Raw genomic sequence first — 22,369 nt, 5'->3', positions numbered from 1 at the left:
AGATTGTTCCAATGGTGGATTCTTTAATTAAAAATGTTGAAAAAGACATGGAAGAACGCTATTTTTCTCGGATCCAAAAGAAGAAACGGCCGTTTTATGTCTATGGTTATATTGATAATGGGAAATATTTTGGAAGTGGCTGGGACGGCGTGAATGCTGAAAATGTATGTGGATACTCAAAAATTCGTGTTGACAATATTTACACTACACAAGTTAGAGCGCATTTCCACTGTGGTCTTAATCTTGCAAATGATATCCCGATCCAGCTGGCTCTTCGGGCGATTGACGGGCTGAATATCGGCTCGCTGACAGAAGCGGAAAAGGAATATGCAGCGATGGCTGTTTCGTGTGGCTATCTTTACAGGGAAGGCGAAATGCTGTACACGAAAATTCTCGTTAATCGTCTGTGCGATTCTGAAAAATTATATGATATCAGTCAACGTTTAGAAAAAGGCTGTTTTGAAAAAACGGCAAGGATCATCGCTGACAAAATGGCAAAACTGATTTATGACTGTGTGCCGGATTATCTGCTGAGTGAATGGAAATTTGCAAATCGGCTGGTGTCGCTTCCGGTGATTGATTCGGTCGTGGAGGCTCTGATTGAAAAAGGAATGCTCGTGCCGCCGGAAGACGGTGTGGGTGCAGAAGGATGCTGGATGGGAGTTGAAAAATAATGCTTTCATTCATCAGAAGTTACAAATATCAGAATGTTTTCATAATTATGCTGTTGTTACTCCAGAATCTGCTTCTTTTAGCGAGTACTCTGACTACGATGCGCATGGCGCGTCTGGTGATGGACGGAGATTTCGAGGGAATCGTGGCATGTATGATTTTTGTAATTATCGTGTATCTGACGCTGCATTTCCTGTTCTGGATCTATGATGTGCAGACTGCCAGAACGATAGCGCATATGAATCAGGATGTAAGGGCAAGCCTCAATCGGCAGATCATAGAGAGGAATGCAGAAGAGCTTAACGGAACGGACACGGGAGAATATATCTCCTGGTACACCAATGATTTAAAAGAAGCAGAAACACAGGGATTTCAGAATTTTTATTCTGCTGTGGACGCAGTGATTAAACTGACCATCGGTATCGCGGTACTTGCCCGGATCCAGTGGAAATAATTAATATGTACGCTGCTGACGTCCGGAATGGTTTATGTGTTTTCTCACTATTTTCATGGAAATGTGGAAGAAGAGTCCGGGAAAGTGTCCAAGGGATGGGAGACATTTACGCAGGCGGTAAAAGAGCAGGTAGGTGGAGTACATGTTCTGAAATCATTCGGACACGAGATGGATTTTAAGGGAAATATCCAGACGGCATCCAGGGAGCTGGAAAGGCAGAGATGCAGGTACGTAAAGACCCGTGAAAAAGCGGCGTTGAAAATGAAAGGAATTAATGCTTTTGCCGGACTTGTGAATAATCTGGTTCTTTTTGGAATGTGTGCCTTTCGCGTGATTCCGGCGGAAATTTTTTTCGGCGGAGGGAACCTGACCAATCAGGTAAAAGAATCCATTCTGTCACTTTCTGAAATCCGGATTGCATTTGCCGGGTGAAACCATATTTCGAGAAAATCAATCGACAGATACGTATGACGGAGCATGGAAGAGTGCTTCCGCCGATCAGAGACGAAATCGAAACGAGAGAGCTTGGATTTTCCTATCCGGGTCATCCGGTTTTTGTGAATCTGAACCTGCGGTTCAAAGTGGGTGGGAAATACGCGATCGTCGGAAAAAGCGGCTGCGGGAAAACGACGCTTCTCAAACTCCTTCTGGGACAATTGGGAAATTACGATGGAACCATTCTCTTTGACAAGGTGGAGGCGTCATCCTATGATCCCAAGAGTTTCTGCGGGCAAATCGCATATATTGAGCAGAACGTATTTCTGTTTCACACGACGATTCGAGAAAACATCACACTGGGACAGACATTTTCGGAGGAAGCACTGGAGGAGGTGCTTAAAAAGAGCGCATTATGCGAGGATATAAAACTTTTTCCTGACGGTCTCGATACAGATGTAGGTGAGAACGGAAGGAATCTTTCGGGAGGACAGCGACAAAGGATTGCTGTAGCACGCGCACTGCTATATAATAGGAACATTCTGATCATGGACGAAGGCACATCTGCTCTTGACAGAGAAAATGCAAAGGCAATCGAGGAAGTACTGTTAAAAGACCCTGATATTACTCTGATTCTGGTGAGTCATCATCTGGATGAAGATGACATGAAAAATTATACAGCTGTTTATCGATTGGGAGAGAAGGTGCCGGCATGAAAAAATACTTGATCAAATATAAATGGCAGAACCTGCTTCTTTTTCTACTTTTATTTATCATAAACAGCGTGACGACCGGATTGGCGTTTGTGCAGATGTACATAGGTAAACAGGTTATAGAAGGAAATTTCATCATGGTCATGATAGCGGTGTCGGCAAGTGCGGCGCTGGTATTTTTCAACAGTTTCCTTCTGTACATACGCAAAAATTTCCAGGCACATCTGATTGCTCAAATGAATCAGGATTTCAGAAATCAAATCAGCGATAAGATTATAAGGGAACCATACGATAAACTGAATCAGACAGATACAGGAGAATATCTATCCTGGTATACGAATTACGTCCGGGAAGCGGAGAATCAGGGATTTCAAGTATTCTACAATTGTTTGGATGAGGCTTTAAAACTGATCCTCGGAGCAATTTCGCTTCTCTTTATACGATGGGAAATTCTATTGCTGACACTCGTGGTGTCCGGCATCTCTCTTTATATCAGCCGACGACTGAATCGTAAAGTTGAAACCTATGCAAACAATGTATCTGTAGCGTTGGAACGCTATACGGACAGGGTAAAAGAACAGATTGCAGGATCCCGCCCGTACTTTGCAAAAGGAGAATGGAAAAGTGAAGCGGAAGAAATATGCGAGATGGCCGTTCTTCCCGCATTAGAAAACGAGATTACAGTGAAAAATCTGTCCTTTTCCTATGGAGAAAAACAGGTCCTGAAAGATATAAACCTGACCTTCCGCAGAGGAGAAAAGTACGCCATCGTAGGAAAAAGCGGCTGCGGGAAAACGACCTTACTGAAGCTCATGCTCGGACAGCTTACGGGATATCAGGGAAGTATCCTCTATGATAAAAAAGAATTGTCCTGCTATGATATAAATACATTTTATGAACAGATGGCATACATCGAACAAAATGTATTCCTGTTCGATACCTCTATCCGGAATAATATTACAGTGGGGGATTCGTATTGTGAAGACGAGATAGATAAAGTGCTTAAAATGAGCGCACTGGAAGAAGATATTCGGACATTTCCAGAAGGATTGGATACCAAAGTCGGAGAAAACGGGAAGAATCTCTCCGGAGGGCAGAAACAGAGAATAGCGGTGGCCAGAGCTTTAATTCATGATCGTAAAATTCTACTCGTAGACGAAGGAACATCTGCATTGGATCAGGAAAATGCATTGATAATCGAACTTGCACTTTTGAACTGCCCGGAACTTACCTTAATTCTGATCATACATCATTTGAAAGAAGAGTATGTAATGCTTTATGAAAATGTATATCGGCTGTAATAATTTTCCCAAAATCGCTCACACTATGTAGGAAGATTTGCATAGTGAGGGCGATTTTTATGAAGAGCAGAAGATCAAAATATATCAGTGAAGTGTTGTTTATCTGGGCACTGGGCGGAACGATTTACTATACGATTGAGATGGTGACGCGAGGTTTTTCGCATTGGAGTATGTTTGTGGTTGGCGGACTTGCGCTTTGTTTCTGTACATTTCAGGGGCAGGCGATGAAGTGGACGGAGCCATTATGGATTCAGGTCATCAGATCGGTCGTATTTGTTACTTCACTGGAATTTATAACAGGGATTATTGTGAATAAATGGCTTCATCTTGAAGTGTGGGACTATAGCGACCAGCCGTTTCAATTATGGGGGCAGATCTGTGTGCCGTTTATGATCTTATTTTCCGGGCTGATTGTGATTGGAATTCTTTTGGGCGGGACATTGACATATTGGATTTATGGGGAAAGAAAGCCGGATTTTCATATTCTTTGATATTTCTGATTTTTCCATTAAACCGTTTATGTCGTGAACATGACCGTTCATGTCGAATTGGTTGATTTTATGCATATATTTGTTATAATTGGGATAATATGAAGAGGAAAATCTTGGAATCTTTTTGAAAATTTTGAATTTGCAGAGAAATATCATGTACACCGGATGGAAGCCATCCAGATTTCCCTCCGAATAAAAGGGCAGTCCGCTCCGGGAAGCACAGAAAACGCATTTCAGCAGGGCGGATCCGCATCAAAATCCAGCCTGTCCAGTAAGCTTGGCGTAAACCCAAACGCAATCGTAAGTGAACTGATAATGCATCAATTTGATGATTACTATTTGAATACAAAATATGTTGGACTCAACCCAAATAAAGATTTCAAATTATGTATGCGCCCGTATGGTGAGTATGCGAACAATAACCCCGGAATGAACTGTACCGGCTTTGTAGTATTCGTTTTCCAGAAGTGTGGAGCAAATCTGGAAACAATCGGGAATATGGGTCTTAGAGGAAGTTACTGCAATGCCTCCAACTGGTTGAGATACTTCAAAAAATATAATGTCACCTACTATCAGTATTCAACAGTAGGAGAATTACTTAATAGTGGGAAAGCAGAAAAAGGAGATATCATTTTCTGCGATCCCAAGGATTGGAGCCAAAGCGGTGCGGATTGTCACATCGGTTTTTTCTGGGGAAACGATTCTTCCGATAATCGTTTCTGGCATTCTTCTACAAAACCGGGAAGCGGAAACCAGATATCTGTGATTACTCCTGTTACGAATCCATCATACATTTATTTAGTTAAGCTTAAATAATATTATCAAAACAAGAAAAGGACAACCATCCAGATTCTCGATAAAACAGTCCATTGTTTGTGGGGGCGATTTCAGCTTTTGCTTGAAATGCCTCCATAAATTTGTTAAGATTTGAATGTGACAAATGCCCCTATCCATTTGGCTGCAAATGCGAAAGGATAGGTGAAGTAACGTGGGAAGCAACTACTTTTAAAACTGTGAAAACCCTTGAAAAATAAGGAGAATTTGGAAATATGATAGATAAAACCAACATGGCATCGAAAATGACCCCAATGATGCAGCAGTACCTTCAAACGAAGAAAGAATATCCAGACTGTATCCTCTTTTACAGACTTGGCGATTTTTATGAAATGTTTTTTGACGATGCAATAACCGCATCAAAAGAACTGGAAATAACACTGACAGGAAAAAACTGTGGTCTCGAGGAAAGGGCTCCCATGTGTGGAGTCCCTTATCATGCTGTGGACAGTTATCTGAATCGTCTTGTATCAAAAGGATACAAGGTGGCAATCTGCGAGCAGATGGAAGATCCGAAGCTTGCGAAGGGAATAGTTAAAAGGGACGTTATTCGTATCGTCACCCCAGGCACCAATCTTGACATGCAGGCACTGGATGAGACGAAAAACAACTATATCATGAGTATCGTATACATCGCAGATCGTTTCGGGCTGTCTGTTGCTGATGTAACGACAGGTGAATACATGGTCACAGAAATCGAATCTTCCGGAAAAATGATGGACGAACTTACGAAATTTATGCCCTCGGAGATCATTTGTAATGAGGCGTTCTATATGAGCGGAATGAATCTGGATGATCTGAAAAACCGGCTTGGAATCACCATCTATTCTCTGGACGCCTGGTATTTTGACGATGCACTCTGTCGAAAGACACTGATGGAGCATTTTCAAGTGAAATCGCTGCAGGGACTCGGCCTTGAAGACTATGACTGTGGTATGATTGCAGCGGGCGCATTGTTGAAATATCTGGAAGAAACACAAAAAAATTCGCTGTCCCATCTGAGCCGGCTTACCACCTATACGACGGGAAATTATATGGTCCTTGACAGTTCGACGCGTCGAAATCTGGAACTGGTTGAGACGTTGCGGGAGAAGCAGAAACGAGGTTCGCTTCTGTGGGTGCTGGACAAGACGAAAACAGCAATGGGTGCCCGAACTCTTCGAAAATATGTGGAGCAGCCACTTATCGATAAAGCTTCTATTAAAAAGAGACAGGATGCGATAGAAGAATTAAAGAACAACGCTATTTGCAGAGAGGAAATACGGGAGTACTTAGGTCCTGTGTATGATCTGGAGCGCCTGGTCGGAAAGATCACCTACCAGTCTGCAAATCCGCGTGATCTGATTGCATTTCAGAGCTCCCTTTCCATGCTGCCTCCGATTAAATGCATCCTGGAGGATATGCAGTCAGAGCTTCTGAAAGAGATTTACGGGGAAATGGATACACTTGAGGAGCTTTGCACTCTGGTCAAGGAAGCAATCATGGAAGATCCGCCGCTTGCAATGAAGGAAGGCGGCATTATTCGTGAAGGCTACAACGAAGAAGTAGACCGCCTGCGCAGAGCTAAATCGGATGGAAAGGGCTGGCTTGCTGAGCTGGAAGCAAAAGAGCGGGAGAAGACGGGAATTAAAAATCTGAGGATCCGTTATAACAAGGTGTTTGGCTATTATCTGGAAGTGACGAATTCGTTCAAAAATCTGGTGCCCGATTACTATGTGAGAAAACAGACGCTGGCCAACGCGGAACGTTATATCATCCCGGAGCTGAAAGAACTGGAAGACACGATTCTGGGAGCTGAGGACAGGCTTTGTGCACTGGAATATGAACTGTACTGTGAAGTGCGGAACAAAATCGCCGGAGAAATCCTTCGTATCCAGACGACTGCAAAAGCGATTGCCAAGCTGGATGTGATTGCCTCCCTTGCCCTGGTTGCGGAGAGAAATAATTATGTCCGCCCGAAAATTAACGAGAAAGGTGTCATTGATATCAAAGACGGACGTCACCCGGTGGTGGAGAAAATGATCCCTAATGATATGTTTATCTGCAATGATACCTATCTGGATGATAAAAAGAACCGCATTTCGATTATCACCGGACCGAATATGGCCGGTAAATCGACGTACATGCGTCAGACTGCATTGATCGTATTGATGGCACAGATCGGTTCATTTGTCCCGGCATCGTCCGCGAATATCGGACTTGTAGATCGTATTTTCACGCGAGTAGGTGCCTCCGATGATTTGGCATCCGGACAGAGTACCTTTATGGTGGAAATGAACGAGGTGGCGAATATCCTGAGAAATGCAACCAGCAAAAGCCTTCTGATCCTGGACGAGATCGGAAGAGGAACCAGTACCTTCGATGGCTTAAGTATCGCATGGGCGGTCGTGGAACATATCAGCAATAGTAAGCTTCTGGGGGCGAAGACATTATTTGCTACACATTATCATGAATTAACGGAGCTGGAAGGGAAAATCGATAATGTCAATAATTACTGTATTGCTGTAAAGGAAAAGGGAGATGATATCGTCTTCCTTCGAAAAATAGTAAAAGGCGGTGCGGATAAGAGCTACGGAATCCAGGTTGCTAAACTGGCGGGGGTTCCGGATTCTGTCATTAATCGTGCGAAAGAAATCGTGGAAGAGCTGGTCAATGCAGATATTACGGCGCGGGTGAAGGAAATCGCCGTACAGGGAGAAAACCAGAAGAAAAAGCCACAGAAGAAGCTGGATGAAGTTGATCTGGCACAGTTTTCTCTTTTCGATACGGTAAAGGATGATGATGTTCTGAAAGAATTAGAAGAACTGGATATCAGTCATATGACTCCGATCGATGCGATGAACAAATTGTATCAGCTCCAGAATAAACTGAAAAATCGATGGTAAGATAAGATACTTAGAATGAATAAAGGAGAACAATATGCCGCATATTGAATTGTTGGATCAGATCACAATTGATAAAATAGCAGCCGGGGAAGTGATAGAAAGGCCGGCCTCGGTGATCAAAGAACTGGTGGAAAACGCAATTGATGCCGGTGCAACGGCGGTTGTAGTAGAGATAGAGGATGGTGGTATCACATTTATGCGGATCACCGATAATGGATATGGGATTGAGAGGGACGATGTTAGAAAAGCATTCCTACGCCATTCGACGAGTAAGATTCGAAGCGCAGATGATTTAGTGCACATCTCTTCGCTTGGATTTCGTGGTGAGGCGCTTTCCAGTATTGCCGCTGTTGCTCAGGTTGAATTGGTGACAAAAACGGCGAATGATATATTTGGAACCCGGTATGTTATAGAAGGAGGACAGGAAAAGGTTCTGGAAGAAACGGGAGCTCCCGACGGAACAACGTTTTTGGTACGTCAGCTCTTCTATAATACACCTGCAAGGAGAAAATTTTTAAAAACACCAATGACAGAGGCAAGCCATATCAGCGATCTGCTGACACGGCTTGCACTTTCGCATCCAGAGGTTTCCTTCCAGTTCATCAATAACCATCAGCCGAAGATACATACATCCGGAAACGGACGTCTAAAAGATGTGATTTATCATATTTACGGACGAGAGATTGCCAATAATCTGCTCCCGCTGGAATATGATTGTGAAGGGATGCGTGTTAATGGATTTCTTGGAAAACCGCTTATTTCCCGCGGAAATCGAAATTTTGAAAACTATTTTGTAAACGGACGATATATCCGCAGTAACATCTTGTCGAAAGGGATTGAAGACGCATATAAAGATTTTACGATGCAGCATAAATATCCGTTTGTAGCGTTTCACATTCAGGTGGATCCAGAGAAGATCGATGTCAACGTACACCCGACAAAAATGGAACTTCGCTTCAGCAATCAGCAGGAGATTTACAATCGGATTTATCAGGCTGTCAGTGACGGCCTACACGAAAAGAATCTGATCCCGGAAGTGGAGATACCGGAACCGCCGTCGCTTGAAAATAAAATAAATGACAGGAGAGCAGATAAGCGGAAAAGCGCTGTATTGGTACAGGAGGTCCCAAAACGGCCTTACGGGAATTTGAATCCGGAACCAGTAAAAAAAGAAGAGAGCGATGAAGAGAAGAATCTTGATTATTTCATGAAAAAAATGAAGGAGAGAGTACAGGCTTATCATAATCAGGTTTCGCATGCGGAAGTGGAAAGCACGGAAGACATATCGAAAAAGGCACAGGAAACGGATAAGGTAAAAGAAGCTGTAAAAAGACGCTTGAATTCCAAAAAAACAGAGTACGCTCTACAAAACAGTCCTTCAAAAACAGAGCACACTCTACACAATACAGCAAGTAAAACAGAGTACGATCCAATAAAAACAGAGCAAACTCTGCAAAAAGACAATAGCGATACCAAAAAAACAGAGCGCGATCTGCAAAACAATCCACAATTTTCACATAATAATCCACAAAAGTCAGAAAAAAGCAAACAATTAGATTTGTTTGAGGAAAATTTACTCAAAAAAGAAGTAAAACAGGAGTATAAAATTATTGGTCAAGTGTTTGATACTTATTGGTTGGTACAATTTCGGGATAGTCTCTATATTATCGATCAACATGCTGCACACGAAAGAGTATTGTATGAACGTACACTTGCAGGAATGAAAAATCGGGAGTATACTTCTCAGTACCTGAGTCCTCCGATCATCTTAAGTTTATCTATGCAGGAAATTGATGTACTGGAGACTTACAAAGACCGGTTCACATCGATTGGATTTGAGATGGAACCATTCGGCGGCGATGAGTATGCTGTGAGAGCAGTTCCTGATAATCTATTCGGAATTGCTAAGAAGGAGCTCTTGCTTGAGATGTTGGATGGATTGTCTGAAGGCCTGGCTTCTAATCTGGAACCTTCATTGATTGATGAGAAAATTGCATCCATGTCTTGCAAAGCAGCGGTCAAGGGTAATTCCAGATTGTCTGCTGCAGAGGTTGAGGCTTTGATCGGTGAACTTCTGACGTTGGATAATCCATACCATTGTCCACACGGCAGGCCCACGATTATTTCAATGACCAAACGGGAACTTGAGAAAAAGTTTAAGCGTATCATTTAATAAGCGCATATTTTTCAATGAATTAAGAAATGTAGAGGAGGTGTCTGTAATGGAAGAAAAACGGAAAGAAACGGACGATGTCACAAAACCGCCGATTATTGTATTGACCGGACCTACCGCTGTGGGAAAAACGAAAGCTTCGATCGGACTGGCAAAGGCGGTCGGTGGAGAAATCATTTCTGCAGATTCTATGCAGGTATATCGGCATATGGATATTGGGTCCGCAAAAATCCGCAGGGATGAAATGGAAGGAATTCCTCATTATCTTGTGGACGTACTTGAGCCAGACGAAGAATTTCATGTAGCCAGATTTCAACAGATGGCAAAGCAGTCGATGGAGCAGATTTATGCAAACGGACATATCCCGATCGTGGTGGGCGGAACAGGATTTTATATACAGGCACTTCTGTATGACATTGATTTCTCCGAAGGAGAAGAAAATACTGCGTATCGAAAGGAACTGGAAGCATTTGCAAATGAAAATGGTGCAAATGCGCTGCATGATCGTCTGCGCGAGGTGGATCCGAAATCTGCCGATGAGATTCATGCGAATAATGTGAAGCGTGTGATAAGGGCACTGGAATTTTACCATCAGACGGGGATGCCCATCTCTCAGCATAATGAAGAAGAGCGTAAGAAAGAATCTCCGTATTCTTTTGCATATTTTGTTCTGAATGATGAGAGAAGCCGGCTTTACGAACGGATAGACAGGCGGGTAGATCAGATGATCGATGAGGGACTTGTGGATGAAGTCCGGGCACTAAAGCTGCGAGGCTATGACCGTAAAATGGTGTCTATGCAAGGGCTGGGCTATAAAGAAATTCTGTCATATCTTGAAGGGGAGTGTTCCCTTGAAGAGGCTGTTTATATTTTAAAACGGGACACCAGACATTTCGCAAAACGGCAGATTACCTGGTTTAAGCGGGAGCGTGATGTAATCTGGCTGCCCAAGGATCAGTACAATTATGATGAAACTGCGATATTGGAAGCAATGCTGAGAATCTTAAGAGAAAGGAAAATAATAGAATCATGAGTTTAAATCAAGAAACAGAATCACTTTATATTCAGATGGGAATTGACCCGAACGTGCTGCGGTACGGACTTGAAATCGAAGCAGGACTGAAGGATCGGTTCGCTGAAATCGACCGGATGGCTGAATTTAATCAGCTCAAGGTTCTGCATGCAATGCAGGAGGCGAAGGTGAGCTCGGAATGTTTTAATTATGCGTCCGGATACGGATACAGTGATTTCGGAAGAGATACATTAGAACAAGTGTATGCAAATGTATTTCATACTGAAGATGCACTGGTGCGTCCTCAGATTACATGTGGAACCCATGCGCTGGCGCTGGCGCTTTCAGCCAATTTAAGGCCGGGAGACGAACTTCTTTCGATTGCAGGTAAACCTTATGATACGCTGGAAGAAGTGATCGGAATTCGTCCTTCCACCGGTTCACTTGCTGAATATGGAATTACCTATCGCCAGGTGGATCTGCTGCAGGATGGCAGTTTCGACTATGATAAGATACGTGAGGCGATCAATGAAAAAACCAAACTGGTTACGATCCAGCGTTCGAAAGGGTATCAGACACGGCCAAGCTTTTCGGTAGATCAGATTGGGGAAGGGATTGCGTTTGTGAAAAAAATAAAGCCGGAACTTATTTGCATGGTGGATAACTGCTACGGTGAATTCGTAGAAGAGAAGGAGCCGAGTGATGTCGGTGCCGATATGGTTGTCGGATCCCTGATCAAGAACCCCGGCGGAGGCCTTGCGCCGATCGGAGGCTATATTGCGGGAAGAAAGGATCTGATCGAGCAGTGTGCGTACCGTCTTACCTCACCGGGACTGGGGAAAGAGGTCGGTGCCTCTCTTGGTGTAATGCAGTCCTTCTATCAGGGGCTTTTCCTCGCACCGACCGTAGTGGCAGGCGCGTTAAAAGGAGCTGTTTTTGCAGCGAATATTTATGAAAAACTCGGATATCCGGTCATTCCGAACGGAAGTGAACCGCGTCATGATATTATTCAGGCGGTGACACTTGGAACACCAGAAGGCGTGATTGCGTTTTGCCAGGGAATCCAGGCTGCTGCACCGGTTGAAAGTTATGTGACACCGGTTCCGTGGGCGATGCCGGGTTATGACAGCGAAGTTATCATGGCAGCCGGAGCGTTTGTGCAAGGATCCTCGATCGAACTTAGCGCCGATGGACCGATCAAACCACCGTATGCCGTTTATTTCCAGGGAGGATTGACCTGGGAACATGCTAAATTCGGAATCCTGATGTCACTTCAGAAACTCCATGACGCTGGAATCGTAAAGGAGCTTCCATAATGGGAAAACAGATTGTGGTTGCAGGAGGAGGTGCTGCCGGTATGATGGCTGCACTTTCCGCTGCGGAAGAAGGGGCAAGCGTTACAATCGTGGAACACAATGATCGCGTCGGCAGGAAGATTCTTTCTACCGGAAACGGAAGATGCAATTATACAAATCTGTTCCAGAGCCCACAGTGCTACCGAAGCGATGAGAACGATTTCCCCTGGAAGATCATCAGCAGATTTCCGGCAGAGTGGGTCATTCGTAAATTTGAAGAAATGGGTGTTATGCCAAAAGACAAAAATGGCTACATTTATCCGTTTTCCGAACAGGCAAGTGCGGTGCTGGATGTGCTTCGTATGGAACTCGATCGATGCGGGATCCGCATTGTGACATCGGCCCATGTGTCGGATATTTTAAGAACAAAAAAAGGCTGGCAGGTTGAAATTCTCCAAGGTGGTAAAAAGAAAGAAAAAATGAATTGTGATTCCGTAATTCTTGCCTGCGGTTCGAGAGCAGCTTCAAAGCTCGGAAATGACGGAAGCGGTTACGATCTTGCGAAGAAGCTGGGGCATAAGATCATTCCTGTGGTCCCGGCACTTGTACAGCTCAAATGCCGGGAAAACTTTTATCCCTCTTTAGCAGGCGTGCGTGTGAACGGAAAAGTTTCTATATGGATTGACGGAAAGAAGCATGGAGAGGATACGGGCGAGCTACAGATGAATGCTTACGGTATTTCCGGAATTCCGGTCTTTCAGATCAGCAGGATCGCGGCGAAAGGACTTTACCGGAAACAATCTGTCTGTGCAGAAGTTGATTTTATGCCGCAGTTAACGGACGATGCATGGAGACAGATGCTTGAAGAGAGGAAAAGGCTTCATCCAGAAAAGGAAATGAGTGTCTTTTTTACCGGAGTATTTCACAAGAAACTGTCGGAGGTGCTGCTCAAAATTTCAGGGATACCGCGGATGAAAAAGGCGGGGGAACTTACGGAGGCTGAACTGGAACGCCTGGTGAAAGAAGGGAAACATTTTCGGACAGATATTATAGATACGAATCCATTTGAACAGGCTCAGATTTGCGCAGGAGGTGTTTCGACAGCGGAACTTTCTGCTCAGACGATGGAATCACGCATTGCAAAAGGTATTTATTTCGCAGGTGAGCTGGTCGATGTGGACGGAATCTGCGGAGGATACAATCTGCACTGGGCATGGGCAAGCGGATATCTGGCAGGGAAAGGAGCAGCGAATGCTTAGAATCAGTCAGTTAAAAATACAGGTGGGGCATACCGAAGAAGAATTGAAAAAGAAGGTACGGAAGCGTCTCGGAATTCAGGAAATGCAGTTGCTGGATCTTACCATTCGGAAAAGATCTCTGGATGCCAGGCGCAAGCCGGAACTTTATTATGTATACACCATTGATGTGAAAGTAAACGATGAGCAGGCTGTCTGGAAACGGGTGTCGAAGAAGAAAGGCAATTCAGATGTCAGCGTCTGCCGGGAAGAACGGTATCATTTCCCCGAAGAGGGCTCCTGCCGTCTGAAAGAAAGGCCGGTCATAGTCGGATGCGGTCCGGCGGGGATTTTCTGCGCGTATTTTCTGGCCAAGTGTGGGATGCGTCCGATCTTGATCGAGCGGGGAGCTCCTGTTGAAGAACGACAGGAGGATGTGAAGAAATTCTGGGAAACCGGAGTGCTTAAGCCGGATTCCAATGTTCAGTTCGGAGAGGGAGGAGCCGGAACATTTTCCGACGGAAAACTCAATACACTGGTCAAAGACCCGAACGGAAGGATCCGGGCCGTGCTGGAAACCTTCGTCAAACACGGAGCGCCGGAGGAGATCCTGTATGACGCAAAACCGCATATCGGAACGGATATTCTGTGTACGGTCATTCGGAATATGCGCGAGCAGATTCTTGCATGGGGAGGAGAAGTTCATTTTCATACGAAAATGACGTCACTTATCCTGAATGAGTCCGGACGAAAATTGAAGGGAATCTGGGTAGAAACAGATGCCGAAGAGAAAAATAACGTGAGGGAATTACCGGTCGAAGTTCTGGTTTTGGCGCCGGGACACAGTGCGAGGGATACATTTGGCATGCTTTATGAGACCGGGATCCCAATGGAAGCAAAATCATTTGCGGTGGGGGTGCGTGCGGAGCATCCTCAGGAACTGATCAACCGTTCCCAGTACGGGGCAGAATATCCGGATTCACTCCCGGCTGCGGCTTATAAACTGACAGCAAAACTACCGAATGGGCGTGGTGTGTATTCATTCTGCATGTGTCCGGGTGGATATGTGGTCAATGCATCATCGGAAGAAGGACACCTGGCGGTAAACGGAATGAGTTATCACGCGAGAGACAGCCGGAACGCCAACAGTGCTATCGTCGTAACCGTATCTCCGGAAGATTTTGGTTCCAAGCATCCGCTTTCTGGTGTGGAATTTCAGCGTAAACTGGAAAAGGCGGCCTATGAAGCGGGAAATGGCAGGATCCCGGTTCAGCGCTATGGGGATTTTTGCCAAAGTCTTCAATTGGATGCCGGGAAGTTGGACACACGTCCTGTGTGCATGGAATTCAGAGAAATGGTACCGTGTATGAAAGGCGGTTGGAAAAAAGCGGAGCTAAAACAGATTTTCCCGGAGCAGATTGCAAGATCTCTGGTTGAGGGAATGGAAGAATTTAATACGAAAATCCGAGGTTTTTCGCATCCGGATACGATTCTTTCGGCGGTGGAAAGCAGAACCTCTTCCCCGGTCAGAATTCTCAGAAATGAAACGATGGAGAGCCGTATTTGCGGACTATATCCGTGTGGAGAAGGCGCCGGATATGCAGGCGGGATTACGTCAGCCGCAGTGGACGGCATAAAGATCGCGGAAACGATCCGCAAAAAATATGCTTCATTCGACAAAAATGAAGATGCTTTAAGAAAAATTTAATGTCTAAAAAGGCTATACACGTTTTTTAAAATATGCTAAAATAATCACAGTTTGTGATTCAAAAAAAGAGGAGGAGTACAGATGAAGGGAGCCGGAAGCAAGAATACATGGGCTCTGTTTCTGTTTGTTTTAACAGGAATTGTGCTGGGAGGTTTTATTGCCATGATGACAGAGAATGTACCGGCACTTAGCTGGCTGTCCTATGGACAGACATTCGGATTTGACAGTCCGATCATTCTAAATCTCGGTATGGTGGTAATTACCTTTGGGCTTAGCATCAAGATTACGATAGCGAGCATCATCGGTGTAGTGCTTGCCATATTTATTTATCGTTTCTTATAGATGCCGTAAGGCATTTTTTGTGCTGTATGAGAACGTCTTTTTTCGAATTATCGAATCCTATATAAGGATTATGAATCAAAACAAAACCATGAAAGACATGATAGCAGATGAACGCCCGTATGAAAAATGCGAGCGTTTTGGGGCGGGCAGTTTGACAGATATTGAATTGCTTGCCGTTCTGCTGCGTACGGGTACAAAAGGAGAAAATTCCCTTGAACTGGCCAGAAAACTTTTGTACCCGGATACCGGTGTACAGAATAAGGATGAGACTCATCTGCAGAACTGGACCAAAGAAGAACTGATGAAAGTGCAGGGAATCGGCAGGGTAAAGGCGATACAGATTCTTTGCCTTTGTGAACTTTCCAAAAGAATGGCGCAGCTTTCTGCCGGGAAAGAACTGGATTTTTCCAAACCGGATACCATAGCGGACTATTATATGGAAGATATGCGTCACCGCAGGCAGGAGCATATGAAGCTGCTTATGCTGAATACCCGATCTAAACTGATCGGTGAAAGTGAGATATCCAAAGGAACGATCAATATGTCGCTGGTTTCCCCGCGTGAGCTTTTTGTGGAAGCTCTTATGAAAAATGCAGTATACATCATACTTATGCATAATCATCCCAGCGGTGATCCGTCGCCGAGCCGGGCTGATATTCTGGTGACCAGAAGGGTGAAGGAGGCAGGGGAAATCCTGGGAATTGAGCTCCTTGACCATATTATTATCGGAGACAACTGTTATGTCAGTCTTGCCCTTGAGGGGTATTTAGGGAATGCGTAGCTGTGAAAGGAATATAGCAAATGGCAAGAAATGTTTACGGTATTGATCTTGGAACTTATGAGATCAAAGTTTATGATAAAAAAAAGGACACCATATGGAAGGAAAAGAATGTCATTGCAATCGCCAATCAGAAAACAATTTTTGCTGTCGGTGATGAAGCATATGAAATGTATGAAAAAGCCCCGGGAAATATACAGGTTGTGTTTCCTATGAAGGAAGGGGTCATCAGCCGATTTAACGATATGCAGTATCTGCTTCAGAATCTGCTGAAAAAAGACCGCCAGTTTGCAAGAGGTGCTGAATACGTGATCGCTGTTCCGACCGATGTTACTGAGGTGGAGAAACGGGCTTTCTTTGATCTCGTGGTCCATTCGACCGCAAGAGCCCGGGAGGTCAATATTGTAGAACGGGGAATTGCACACTGCATCGGACTCGGAATGGATGTTCAGAATACAAAAGGGGTTATGATTGCAGATTTCGGAGGTGAGACGACGGAAATTTCGGTTGTCGCATCCGGTGGTATGGTGCTGAATAAACTGATCAAAATCGGTGGGAATACATTTGACAATGCTGTGGCGAATCTGGTGCGGCATAATTATGATTTCCTGATTGGAAGGCTTACGGCAGAAACACTGAGGCGGCGTTTCGGTGTGTTTGGCGGAGAGAGCAGTGAGACTATGGTCGTTGCCGGAAGAAATCTGGTAACCGGAGTTCCGAAACAGCAGGAAATTCCGATCAGCCTGGTACGTGCCGCCATGAAGGAGCCGCTTTCGGAATGTATCATGCAGATCAACCTTCTGCTTGAAAGAACGCCTCCGGAAGTATTGAAGGCCATACAGAAGAACGGTATCTTTCTGACAGGAGGTCTTTCCTATCTTCCGGGTCTTTCCAGTTACATAGAAGGGGCAACTGGTTACCGGGTTCACACTGCGCGTCATCCGGATATTTGCGCGGTGGAAGGACTGAGTCAGATTATCCGGTCCAAAGAGCTTAGAAAACACGCATATTCAATGCTAGACGAGAATTATAGGTGGATGAGATAGATGAAAGCAAAAAACCAATTTTCACTTGCAAGCAAATACTGGCTTCTGATCCTTGCAATAATTTGTATTATATTAATGGGACTTTCCGGTTTTGCAGATACCGGGAAAGGGCCGCTCGCATGGGTAGCCGGATATACGGTGGTACCAATGCAGAAGGGCATCAACCGTGTGGGGATGTGGATCAGTGATGTGTCCGATAATTTTGCAACGCTTCAGGAAGTGAGAGAAGAAAATAAACAACTGAAAGAAAAAGTTGCGGAGCTGACGATTGAAAATAATCAGCTTCAACAGAATTCCGCAGAGCTGGAACGACTTCAGGAACTTTTTAAAATGCATCAGGATACGGCAGATTATCCAAAGGTCGGGGCGAATGTTATTGCCAGTGAAAACAGCAACTGGTTTTCAAGATTCACGATCGACAAGGGAAGCAACGACGGTATTGAAGTGGATATGAATGTGCTTTCAGGTGCAGGGCTTGTCGGCATCGTTACAGAAGTCGGGCCGAATTATTCCATTGTAAGTTCCATCATTGATGATAAAAATGTGAGTGCCATGATGCTGGAAACTTTTGACAAATGTATTGTCAGCGGCGATCTGAAGCTGATAGGTGAAGGTGTTGTCAAATTCGAGCAACTTGCAAACAATGAGAATGAAGTTAAGGTAGGCACTCAGGTCGTAACTTCCAATATCAGTGACAAATATCTTCAGGGGCTTCTGATTGGATATGTCTCCGAGGTTACGGTTGATGCAAACAATCTGACACGTTCTGGATATATTATCCCGGCTACGGATTTTCATGAATTAAATGAAGTGCTGGTTATCACTACCACAAAGAAAGACTTGATTGATAAAAAGGAGTAAGGATGAAGAAATTAAAACGGATTGCAGTCTGTACCGTTATCATACTGATCTGTTTCCTACTGGAGACGACAATATTTCAATATCTGGCCCTGGCATCGGTCATCCCGAATCTACTGATCGTAGTCACTTCTTCCTTTGGTTTTATGCGCGGAAGAAAGGAAGGTCTGTTCATCGGATTCTTTTGCGGATTACTCAAAGATATTCTGGGTGGCGATTTAATTGGATTTTATGCCTTGGTGTATATGGTGATTGGATATTGCAACGGATTTTTCAGCAGGGTATTTTATGATGAAGACATCAAGCTTCCGCTGGCGCTGATTTCGGCGAGTGAACTGGTTTACAGCCTGGTTGTTTATATTTTCCTTTTTATGCTGAAAAGCGATTTTAATTTCTGGTATTATTTCAATCATATCATAATGCCGGAACTTGTTTACACCATTCTGATCACACTGGGCTTATATCAGGTGATCCTGCATACGAATCGACGACTGGAAGAGGAAGAAAAAAGGAGTGCAAGTAAATTTGTATAAATTATGGGAACGCCTGAAGGCATGGGCAATCGAGATAGTTAAATCCAGGGCTTTTGTTGTAATGATCGCGTTCTGTGTGATGTCAGCAATTCTTGTTCAGAGAGTTTTTTATCTGCAGATCGTAAAAGGACAGGAGTATCTGGATGACTATAAATTACAGATTCAGAAGACAAAAGAAGTACAAGGAACAAGAGGCCGGATTCTGGACCGTAACGGTGTGGTTCTTGCCGACAATAAGCTTGCCTATTCTGTCACAATAGAAGACAACGGGGATTACAGCAACAGTACTACTGCCGAAAAGAATCAGATTATCAATGAGACGGTTCTGAAAGTAATTGATATTGTAGAATCTAACGGGGATTCCATCATCAATAATTTTAAGATTGTTCTGAATGATAACGGGGAATATCAATATACGATGGATGAAGATTCGACTCAGAAGCTTCGTTTTCTTGCGGATATTTTCGGATATGCCACAATTGACAAGCTTTCTGATGAACAGAAGGCATATACCGCAGAAGATATCATCAACTATCTCTGTACGGATAAACGATGGGGATATGGAATTGATCAGGAAGAATTTTCGAAAGAGATGGTTCTGAAAATGGTCAATATCCGTTATGCCATGAGTCTGAACCGGTATCAGAAATATGTCGCTACAACGGTAGCAAGTGATGTGAGTGAAGAAACAAAAGCAGCCATTATGGAGAATATTGATACACTTCAGGGCGTCAATATCGCAGAAGATTCTCTGAGAGTTTATCCCGACAGCAAGTATTTTGCATCTATTCTCGGATATACCGGTACCATTTCCCAGGAAGAGTATGACTCCATGGACAAAGAAACGCAGGAAAGATATTCCCTTACAGATATTGTTGGTAAAGCTGGATTGGAACAGGTTCTGGACGAGACGCTCCAGGGGCCGAAAGGAGAAATCAAGCTTTACGTAAACAGCGTGGGGAAAATCATAGAAACAGATGAAGTTTCCGAGGCAAAAGCAGGAAATGATGTCTATCTTTCAATCGATGCAAATCTACAAAAAGCAGCTTATGACTTGCTGGAAGAAAAGATTGCCGGAATTGTGGTTGCAAAGATGGCGAATGTCATGAACTATGATCGGAGTCAGCTTACAGATGAGAGTGATGTTATCATTCCAATCGATGACGTCTACAATGCATTTATTTCAAATGAGATCCTGGATACCGGACATTTTGAAGATCCGGATGCCAAATCGACAGAACAGGCTGTGTATCAGGCATACATTACGAGACATGAAGAAGTGATTTCAGAAGTTCTGGAACAGCTGGGAAATCCGAATGCTCCTGCATATAAAGAATGTTCAAAAGAAATGCAGGCTTATTTGAGCTATGTGATCAGTGATCTTCTGACAACCAATGCAAAGATATTACAGACAGATAAGATTGATACGAAGGACAAGACATACCTTGCCTGGGAAGAAGATGAGACGATCAGCTTATATACATATTTGAACTATGCAATTTCCCAGAACTGGATCGATACATCGAAACTGAAGGAATACATGGATGAGGAGAGCAGTTATTCTGATCTTGGTGAGACTTACCAGGGACTCGTGAACTTCATTGGGAAGAAACTGTCGACGGATTCCGGATTTGAGAAACTGATTTATAAATATATGATCAAGACAGGCCGGATTACAGGTACGCAGATCTGTCTGCTCTTGTATGAACAGGAAGTCCTGGATTATGATGAAACCCAATACAATAACCTTGTAAGTGGTGCGACCGGTCCTTATGATTTTATTCGCGGTAAGATTCAAACGCTTGAAATCACTCCGGGGCAGCTTGGACTGGAACCATGTACAGGATCTGTTGTAGTGACGGATGTCAATACAGGAGAAGTGCTGGCATGCGTCTCTTATCCGGGATATGATAATAACCGTCTGGCGAACAGTATGGATTCTGATTATTATAGCCAGCTGCGGCAGAATCAGGCGGCACCGCTTTATAACAATGCCACACAGGAGCGGACGGCACCGGGTTCTACTTACAAACCGTTGGTTGCGACTGCAGGATTGACAGAGGGTGTGATTAGTTCTGATACATATCTGAACTGCAGCGGTGTTTATAAAAAAGTATCACCGAATCCGAAGTGCTGGGTTTATCCGAGCTCCCATGGATCACTGAATGTATCCGGTGCGATTCAGAAATCATGTAACCTGTTTTTCTATGAGGTGGGATATCGTCTGGGACTTACGAACGATGCGCTTAATGAGAATGATCTTTCGGATACAAGCGGCGAAGCTACAGCTACAAGATATTCGTCCGATAAAGGCCTTGCGGTTTTGAAGCAGTATGCGACTTTATTTGGTCTCGGGCAGAAAACAGGTATAGAGATACCAGAATCGGAGCCTCAGATTTCCGATCAGGATGCGGTCCGGTCTGCGATTGGACAAGGAACCAATAACTATACAACGACACAGCTTGCCAGATATATTACTGCTGTTGCGAACCGTGGAACCGTATATAATCTGACATTGATCGACAAAGTTACAACTGTGGAAGGCGATGTGATTGAACAGTCTGAGCCGAGTGCTCTGAATCAGATTGAAAATGTTTCCAACAACACCTGGGATGCGGTGCATCAGGGAATGCGTGCCGTTGTCACCAGCAGCAGTACCTATTCTTCTTTGAATGGATTTGCGATGTCCGGTAAAACGGGTACTGCCCAGCAAAGTAAATCGCATGCGAACCATGGTCTGTTTGTTGGATTCGCGCCGAGTGACGAACCAGAGATTGCATTTGCAATCCGAATTAAAAACGGATATGAATCGTTGTATGTTTCTGAAATTGGACGTGATCTGATGCGGTATTATTATGGATTGGCTGATCGTAATGAACTGATCACCGGTCATGCTGCAGAAATTACTGTGACAGGAGTTCACGGAGATTAGAAGGAGTGGGGGACTTGAATCAGAAAGTCGTAATTAAAAGTAATAAATACGGCCTGATCGTTCATATGGATCCTGAGGCAGAATATAAGCAGATCCTTGAGGAACTTAGGACAAGTTTCACTGAATCGGCAAAATTTTTTAAAGATGCAAGCATGGCGATTACCTTTGAGGGGCGAGTGCTTACCAAGCCGCAGGAAGAAGAAATCATAGATTTGATCACAGATATTGCGCACATCCATATTGTATGTATTTTCGACAAAAACGAGAATACAAAAAGATTGTACAAAAGCGTGGTGGAAGAATGTCTTGAAGATTTGCCCAGAAGAGAAGGACAGTTCTACCGGGGGACACTGAAGAAGAGGCAGGTACTGGAAACGGAAAAAAGCATCATTATATTAGGCGATGTAGAATTTGGAGCGACTGTCGTTTCACGCGGTAATATTGTGGTGCTCGGTACGATCCGTGGTACTGTACATGCAGGAGCGGCAGGAAATAAAAATGCGTTTGTCGTTGCGTTGGCTATGAAGCCTCAGATGCTGAAGATTGCAGGAGTCGGTGCAAATCGTGTGTATTTGCGTAAAGGGGAAAAGCCGGAAGCGCGGATTGCACGGCTGGACGAAGAACACATTTCTATTGGTCCGCTTAAGAATCAAATTTGGTAGGAGGACGTGT

20 protein-coding genes are annotated in these 22,369 nt (G+C 44.2%); all 20 read left to right on the top strand.

Translation table 11 applies throughout. The annotated features are described in order from the left end of the window. The first annotated feature begins 11 nt into the window (after positions 1-11). Complete coding sequence (locus ACTNBF_RS04335) at positions 12-674, top strand: hypothetical protein (RefSeq protein WP_427820344.1); 663 nt, start codon at positions 12-14, stop codon at positions 672-674. 47 nt (positions 675-721) lie between these two features. Then, entirely contained in the window at positions 722-1,126 is a 405-nt protein-coding gene (locus tag ACTNBF_RS04330; protein ID WP_427820343.1) for a hypothetical protein, read from the top strand. 27 nt (positions 1,127-1,153) lie between these two features. Beyond that, positions 1,154-1,558: a hypothetical protein gene (locus ACTNBF_RS04325; protein WP_441088819.1), complete on the top strand. Its 405-nt coding sequence runs from the start codon at positions 1,154-1,156 to the stop codon at positions 1,556-1,558. 35 nt (positions 1,559-1,593) lie between these two features. Beyond that, complete coding sequence (locus tag ACTNBF_RS04320) at positions 1,594-2,277, top strand: ATP-binding cassette domain-containing protein (protein ID WP_441088818.1); 684 nt, start codon at positions 1,594-1,596, stop codon at positions 2,275-2,277. Next, on the top strand, positions 2,274-3,575 hold the full coding sequence (locus ACTNBF_RS04315) for an ATP-binding cassette domain-containing protein (RefSeq protein ID WP_441088817.1): 1,302 nt from the start codon (positions 2,274-2,276) through the stop codon (positions 3,573-3,575). The genes ACTNBF_RS04320 and ACTNBF_RS04315 overlap by 4 nt, the downstream gene beginning before the upstream one ends. A gap of 59 nt (positions 3,576-3,634) precedes the next feature. Beyond that, the gene (locus ACTNBF_RS04310) at positions 3,635-4,066 is read left to right on the top strand and encodes a putative ABC transporter permease (protein ID WP_427805751.1); all 432 of its coding nucleotides are present in this window, start codon (positions 3,635-3,637) and stop codon (positions 4,064-4,066) included. Positions 4,067-4,231: 165 nt separating this feature from the next. Beyond that, positions 4,232-4,882 carry a hypothetical protein gene (locus ACTNBF_RS04305; RefSeq protein WP_441088816.1) on the top strand — a complete coding sequence of 217 codons (651 nt, stop codon included), beginning with the start codon at positions 4,232-4,234 and terminating at the stop codon, positions 4,880-4,882. A gap of 233 nt (positions 4,883-5,115) precedes the next feature. Then, entirely contained in the window at positions 5,116-7,785 is a 2,670-nt protein-coding gene (gene mutS, locus ACTNBF_RS04300; RefSeq protein WP_441088815.1) for a DNA mismatch repair protein MutS, read from the top strand. Positions 7,786-7,819: 34 nt separating this feature from the next. Continuing rightward, on the top strand, positions 7,820-9,958 hold the full coding sequence (gene mutL, locus ACTNBF_RS04295) for a DNA mismatch repair endonuclease MutL (RefSeq protein ID WP_441088814.1): 2,139 nt from the start codon (positions 7,820-7,822) through the stop codon (positions 9,956-9,958). Between the two features lie 49 nt (positions 9,959-10,007). After that, a complete protein-coding gene (gene miaA / locus ACTNBF_RS04290; RefSeq protein WP_441024777.1) occupies positions 10,008-10,991 on the top strand; it encodes a tRNA (adenosine(37)-N6)-dimethylallyltransferase MiaA in 984 nt (327 codons plus the stop codon). A 35-nt stretch (positions 10,992-11,026) separates the two neighbouring features. Next, on the top strand, positions 11,027-12,286 hold the full coding sequence (locus tag ACTNBF_RS04285; RefSeq protein ID WP_441088825.1) for an aminotransferase class I/II-fold pyridoxal phosphate-dependent enzyme: 1,260 nt from the start codon (positions 11,027-11,029) through the stop codon (positions 12,284-12,286). Then, a complete protein-coding gene (locus ACTNBF_RS04280) occupies positions 12,286-13,524 on the top strand; it encodes an NAD(P)/FAD-dependent oxidoreductase (protein ID WP_441015770.1) in 1,239 nt (412 codons plus the stop codon). The genes ACTNBF_RS04285 and ACTNBF_RS04280 overlap by 1 nt, the downstream gene beginning before the upstream one ends. Then, positions 13,517-15,208: an NAD(P)/FAD-dependent oxidoreductase gene (locus tag ACTNBF_RS04275; protein ID WP_427805865.1), complete on the top strand. Its 1,692-nt coding sequence runs from the start codon at positions 13,517-13,519 to the stop codon at positions 15,206-15,208. The genes ACTNBF_RS04280 and ACTNBF_RS04275 overlap by 8 nt, the downstream gene beginning before the upstream one ends. An 81-nt stretch (positions 15,209-15,289) precedes the next feature. Next, on the top strand, positions 15,290-15,550 hold the full coding sequence (locus tag ACTNBF_RS04270) for a DUF4321 domain-containing protein (RefSeq protein WP_427805738.1): 261 nt from the start codon (positions 15,290-15,292) through the stop codon (positions 15,548-15,550). A 70-nt stretch (positions 15,551-15,620) separates the two neighbouring features. Further along, positions 15,621-16,331: a RadC family protein gene (gene radC / locus ACTNBF_RS04265; RefSeq protein WP_427805737.1), complete on the top strand. Its 711-nt coding sequence runs from the start codon at positions 15,621-15,623 to the stop codon at positions 16,329-16,331. 20 nt (positions 16,332-16,351) lie between these two features. Further along, positions 16,352-17,374 carry a rod shape-determining protein gene (locus ACTNBF_RS04260; protein WP_427805736.1) on the top strand — a complete coding sequence of 341 codons (1,023 nt, stop codon included), beginning with the start codon at positions 16,352-16,354 and terminating at the stop codon, positions 17,372-17,374. Further along, positions 17,375-18,235 (top strand): rod shape-determining protein MreC, encoded by an 861-nt coding sequence (gene mreC, locus ACTNBF_RS04255; RefSeq protein WP_427805735.1) that lies wholly within the window; start codon positions 17,375-17,377, stop codon positions 18,233-18,235. It abuts the gene before it with no gap. Between the two features lie 2 nt (positions 18,236-18,237). Continuing rightward, positions 18,238-18,765 (top strand): rod shape-determining protein MreD, encoded by a 528-nt coding sequence (gene mreD, locus ACTNBF_RS04250; protein ID WP_441024774.1) that lies wholly within the window; start codon positions 18,238-18,240, stop codon positions 18,763-18,765. Between the two features lie 61 nt (positions 18,766-18,826). After that, complete coding sequence (locus ACTNBF_RS04245; RefSeq protein ID WP_427820352.1) at positions 18,827-21,697, top strand: penicillin-binding transpeptidase domain-containing protein; 2,871 nt, start codon at positions 18,827-18,829, stop codon at positions 21,695-21,697. A 5-nt stretch (positions 21,698-21,702) separates the two neighbouring features. Continuing rightward, positions 21,703-22,359, top strand: a complete 657-nt coding sequence (locus ACTNBF_RS04240; protein ID WP_441049132.1) for a septum site-determining protein MinC — start codon at positions 21,703-21,705, stop codon at positions 22,357-22,359. Positions 22,360-22,369 lie beyond the last annotated feature (10 nt).

This window comes from Bariatricus sp. HCP28S3_A4 (assembly GCF_052066395.1).
In the GTDB taxonomy this organism is placed as follows: domain Bacteria; phylum Bacillota; class Clostridia; order Lachnospirales; family Lachnospiraceae; genus Allocoprococcus.
Note: the sequence above shows the minus strand (reverse complement) of the source record. Positions and strands in the feature narration are given on the sequence as shown.

What these genes read in the sequence shown, in the direction of transcription:
- ACTNBF_RS04310 (WP_427805751.1), top strand. Translation starts at nt 3,635, where the DNA reads ATGAAGAGCAGAAGATCAAAATATATCAGTGAAGTGTTGTTTATCTGG.
- ACTNBF_RS04280 (WP_441015770.1), top strand. Translation starts at nt 12,286, where the DNA reads ATGGGAAAACAGATTGTGGTTGCAGGAGGAGGTGCTGCCGGTATGATG.
- ACTNBF_RS04320 (WP_441088818.1), top strand. Translation starts at nt 1,594, where the DNA reads ATGACGGAGCATGGAAGAGTGCTTCCGCCGATCAGAGACGAAATCGAA.
- ACTNBF_RS04260 (WP_427805736.1), top strand. Translation starts at nt 16,352, where the DNA reads ATGGCAAGAAATGTTTACGGTATTGATCTTGGAACTTATGAGATCAAA.
- ACTNBF_RS04315 (WP_441088817.1), top strand. Translation starts at nt 2,274, where the DNA reads ATGAAAAAATACTTGATCAAATATAAATGGCAGAACCTGCTTCTTTTT.
- ACTNBF_RS04270 (WP_427805738.1), top strand. Translation starts at nt 15,290, where the DNA reads ATGAAGGGAGCCGGAAGCAAGAATACATGGGCTCTGTTTCTGTTTGTT.
- ACTNBF_RS04325 (WP_441088819.1), top strand. Translation starts at nt 1,154, where the DNA reads ATGGTTTATGTGTTTTCTCACTATTTTCATGGAAATGTGGAAGAAGAG.
- mutS (WP_441088815.1), top strand. Translation starts at nt 5,116, where the DNA reads ATGATAGATAAAACCAACATGGCATCGAAAATGACCCCAATGATGCAG.
- mreD (WP_441024774.1), top strand. Translation starts at nt 18,238, where the DNA reads ATGAAGAAATTAAAACGGATTGCAGTCTGTACCGTTATCATACTGATC.
- ACTNBF_RS04275 (WP_427805865.1), top strand. Translation starts at nt 13,517, where the DNA reads ATGCTTAGAATCAGTCAGTTAAAAATACAGGTGGGGCATACCGAAGAA.
- mreC (WP_427805735.1), top strand. Translation starts at nt 17,375, where the DNA reads ATGAAAGCAAAAAACCAATTTTCACTTGCAAGCAAATACTGGCTTCTG.
- ACTNBF_RS04245 (WP_427820352.1), top strand. Translation starts at nt 18,827, where the DNA reads ATGATCGCGTTCTGTGTGATGTCAGCAATTCTTGTTCAGAGAGTTTTT.
- mutL (WP_441088814.1), top strand. Translation starts at nt 7,820, where the DNA reads ATGCCGCATATTGAATTGTTGGATCAGATCACAATTGATAAAATAGCA.
- miaA (WP_441024777.1), top strand. Translation starts at nt 10,008, where the DNA reads ATGGAAGAAAAACGGAAAGAAACGGACGATGTCACAAAACCGCCGATT.
- ACTNBF_RS04330 (WP_427820343.1), top strand. Translation starts at nt 722, where the DNA reads ATGCTGTTGTTACTCCAGAATCTGCTTCTTTTAGCGAGTACTCTGACT.
- ACTNBF_RS04335 (WP_427820344.1), top strand. Translation starts at nt 12, where the DNA reads ATGGTGGATTCTTTAATTAAAAATGTTGAAAAAGACATGGAAGAACGC.
- ACTNBF_RS04305 (WP_441088816.1), top strand. Translation starts at nt 4,232, where the DNA reads ATGGAAGCCATCCAGATTTCCCTCCGAATAAAAGGGCAGTCCGCTCCG.
- radC (WP_427805737.1), top strand. Translation starts at nt 15,621, where the DNA reads ATGAATCAAAACAAAACCATGAAAGACATGATAGCAGATGAACGCCCG.
- ACTNBF_RS04285 (WP_441088825.1), top strand. Translation starts at nt 11,027, where the DNA reads ATGGGAATTGACCCGAACGTGCTGCGGTACGGACTTGAAATCGAAGCA.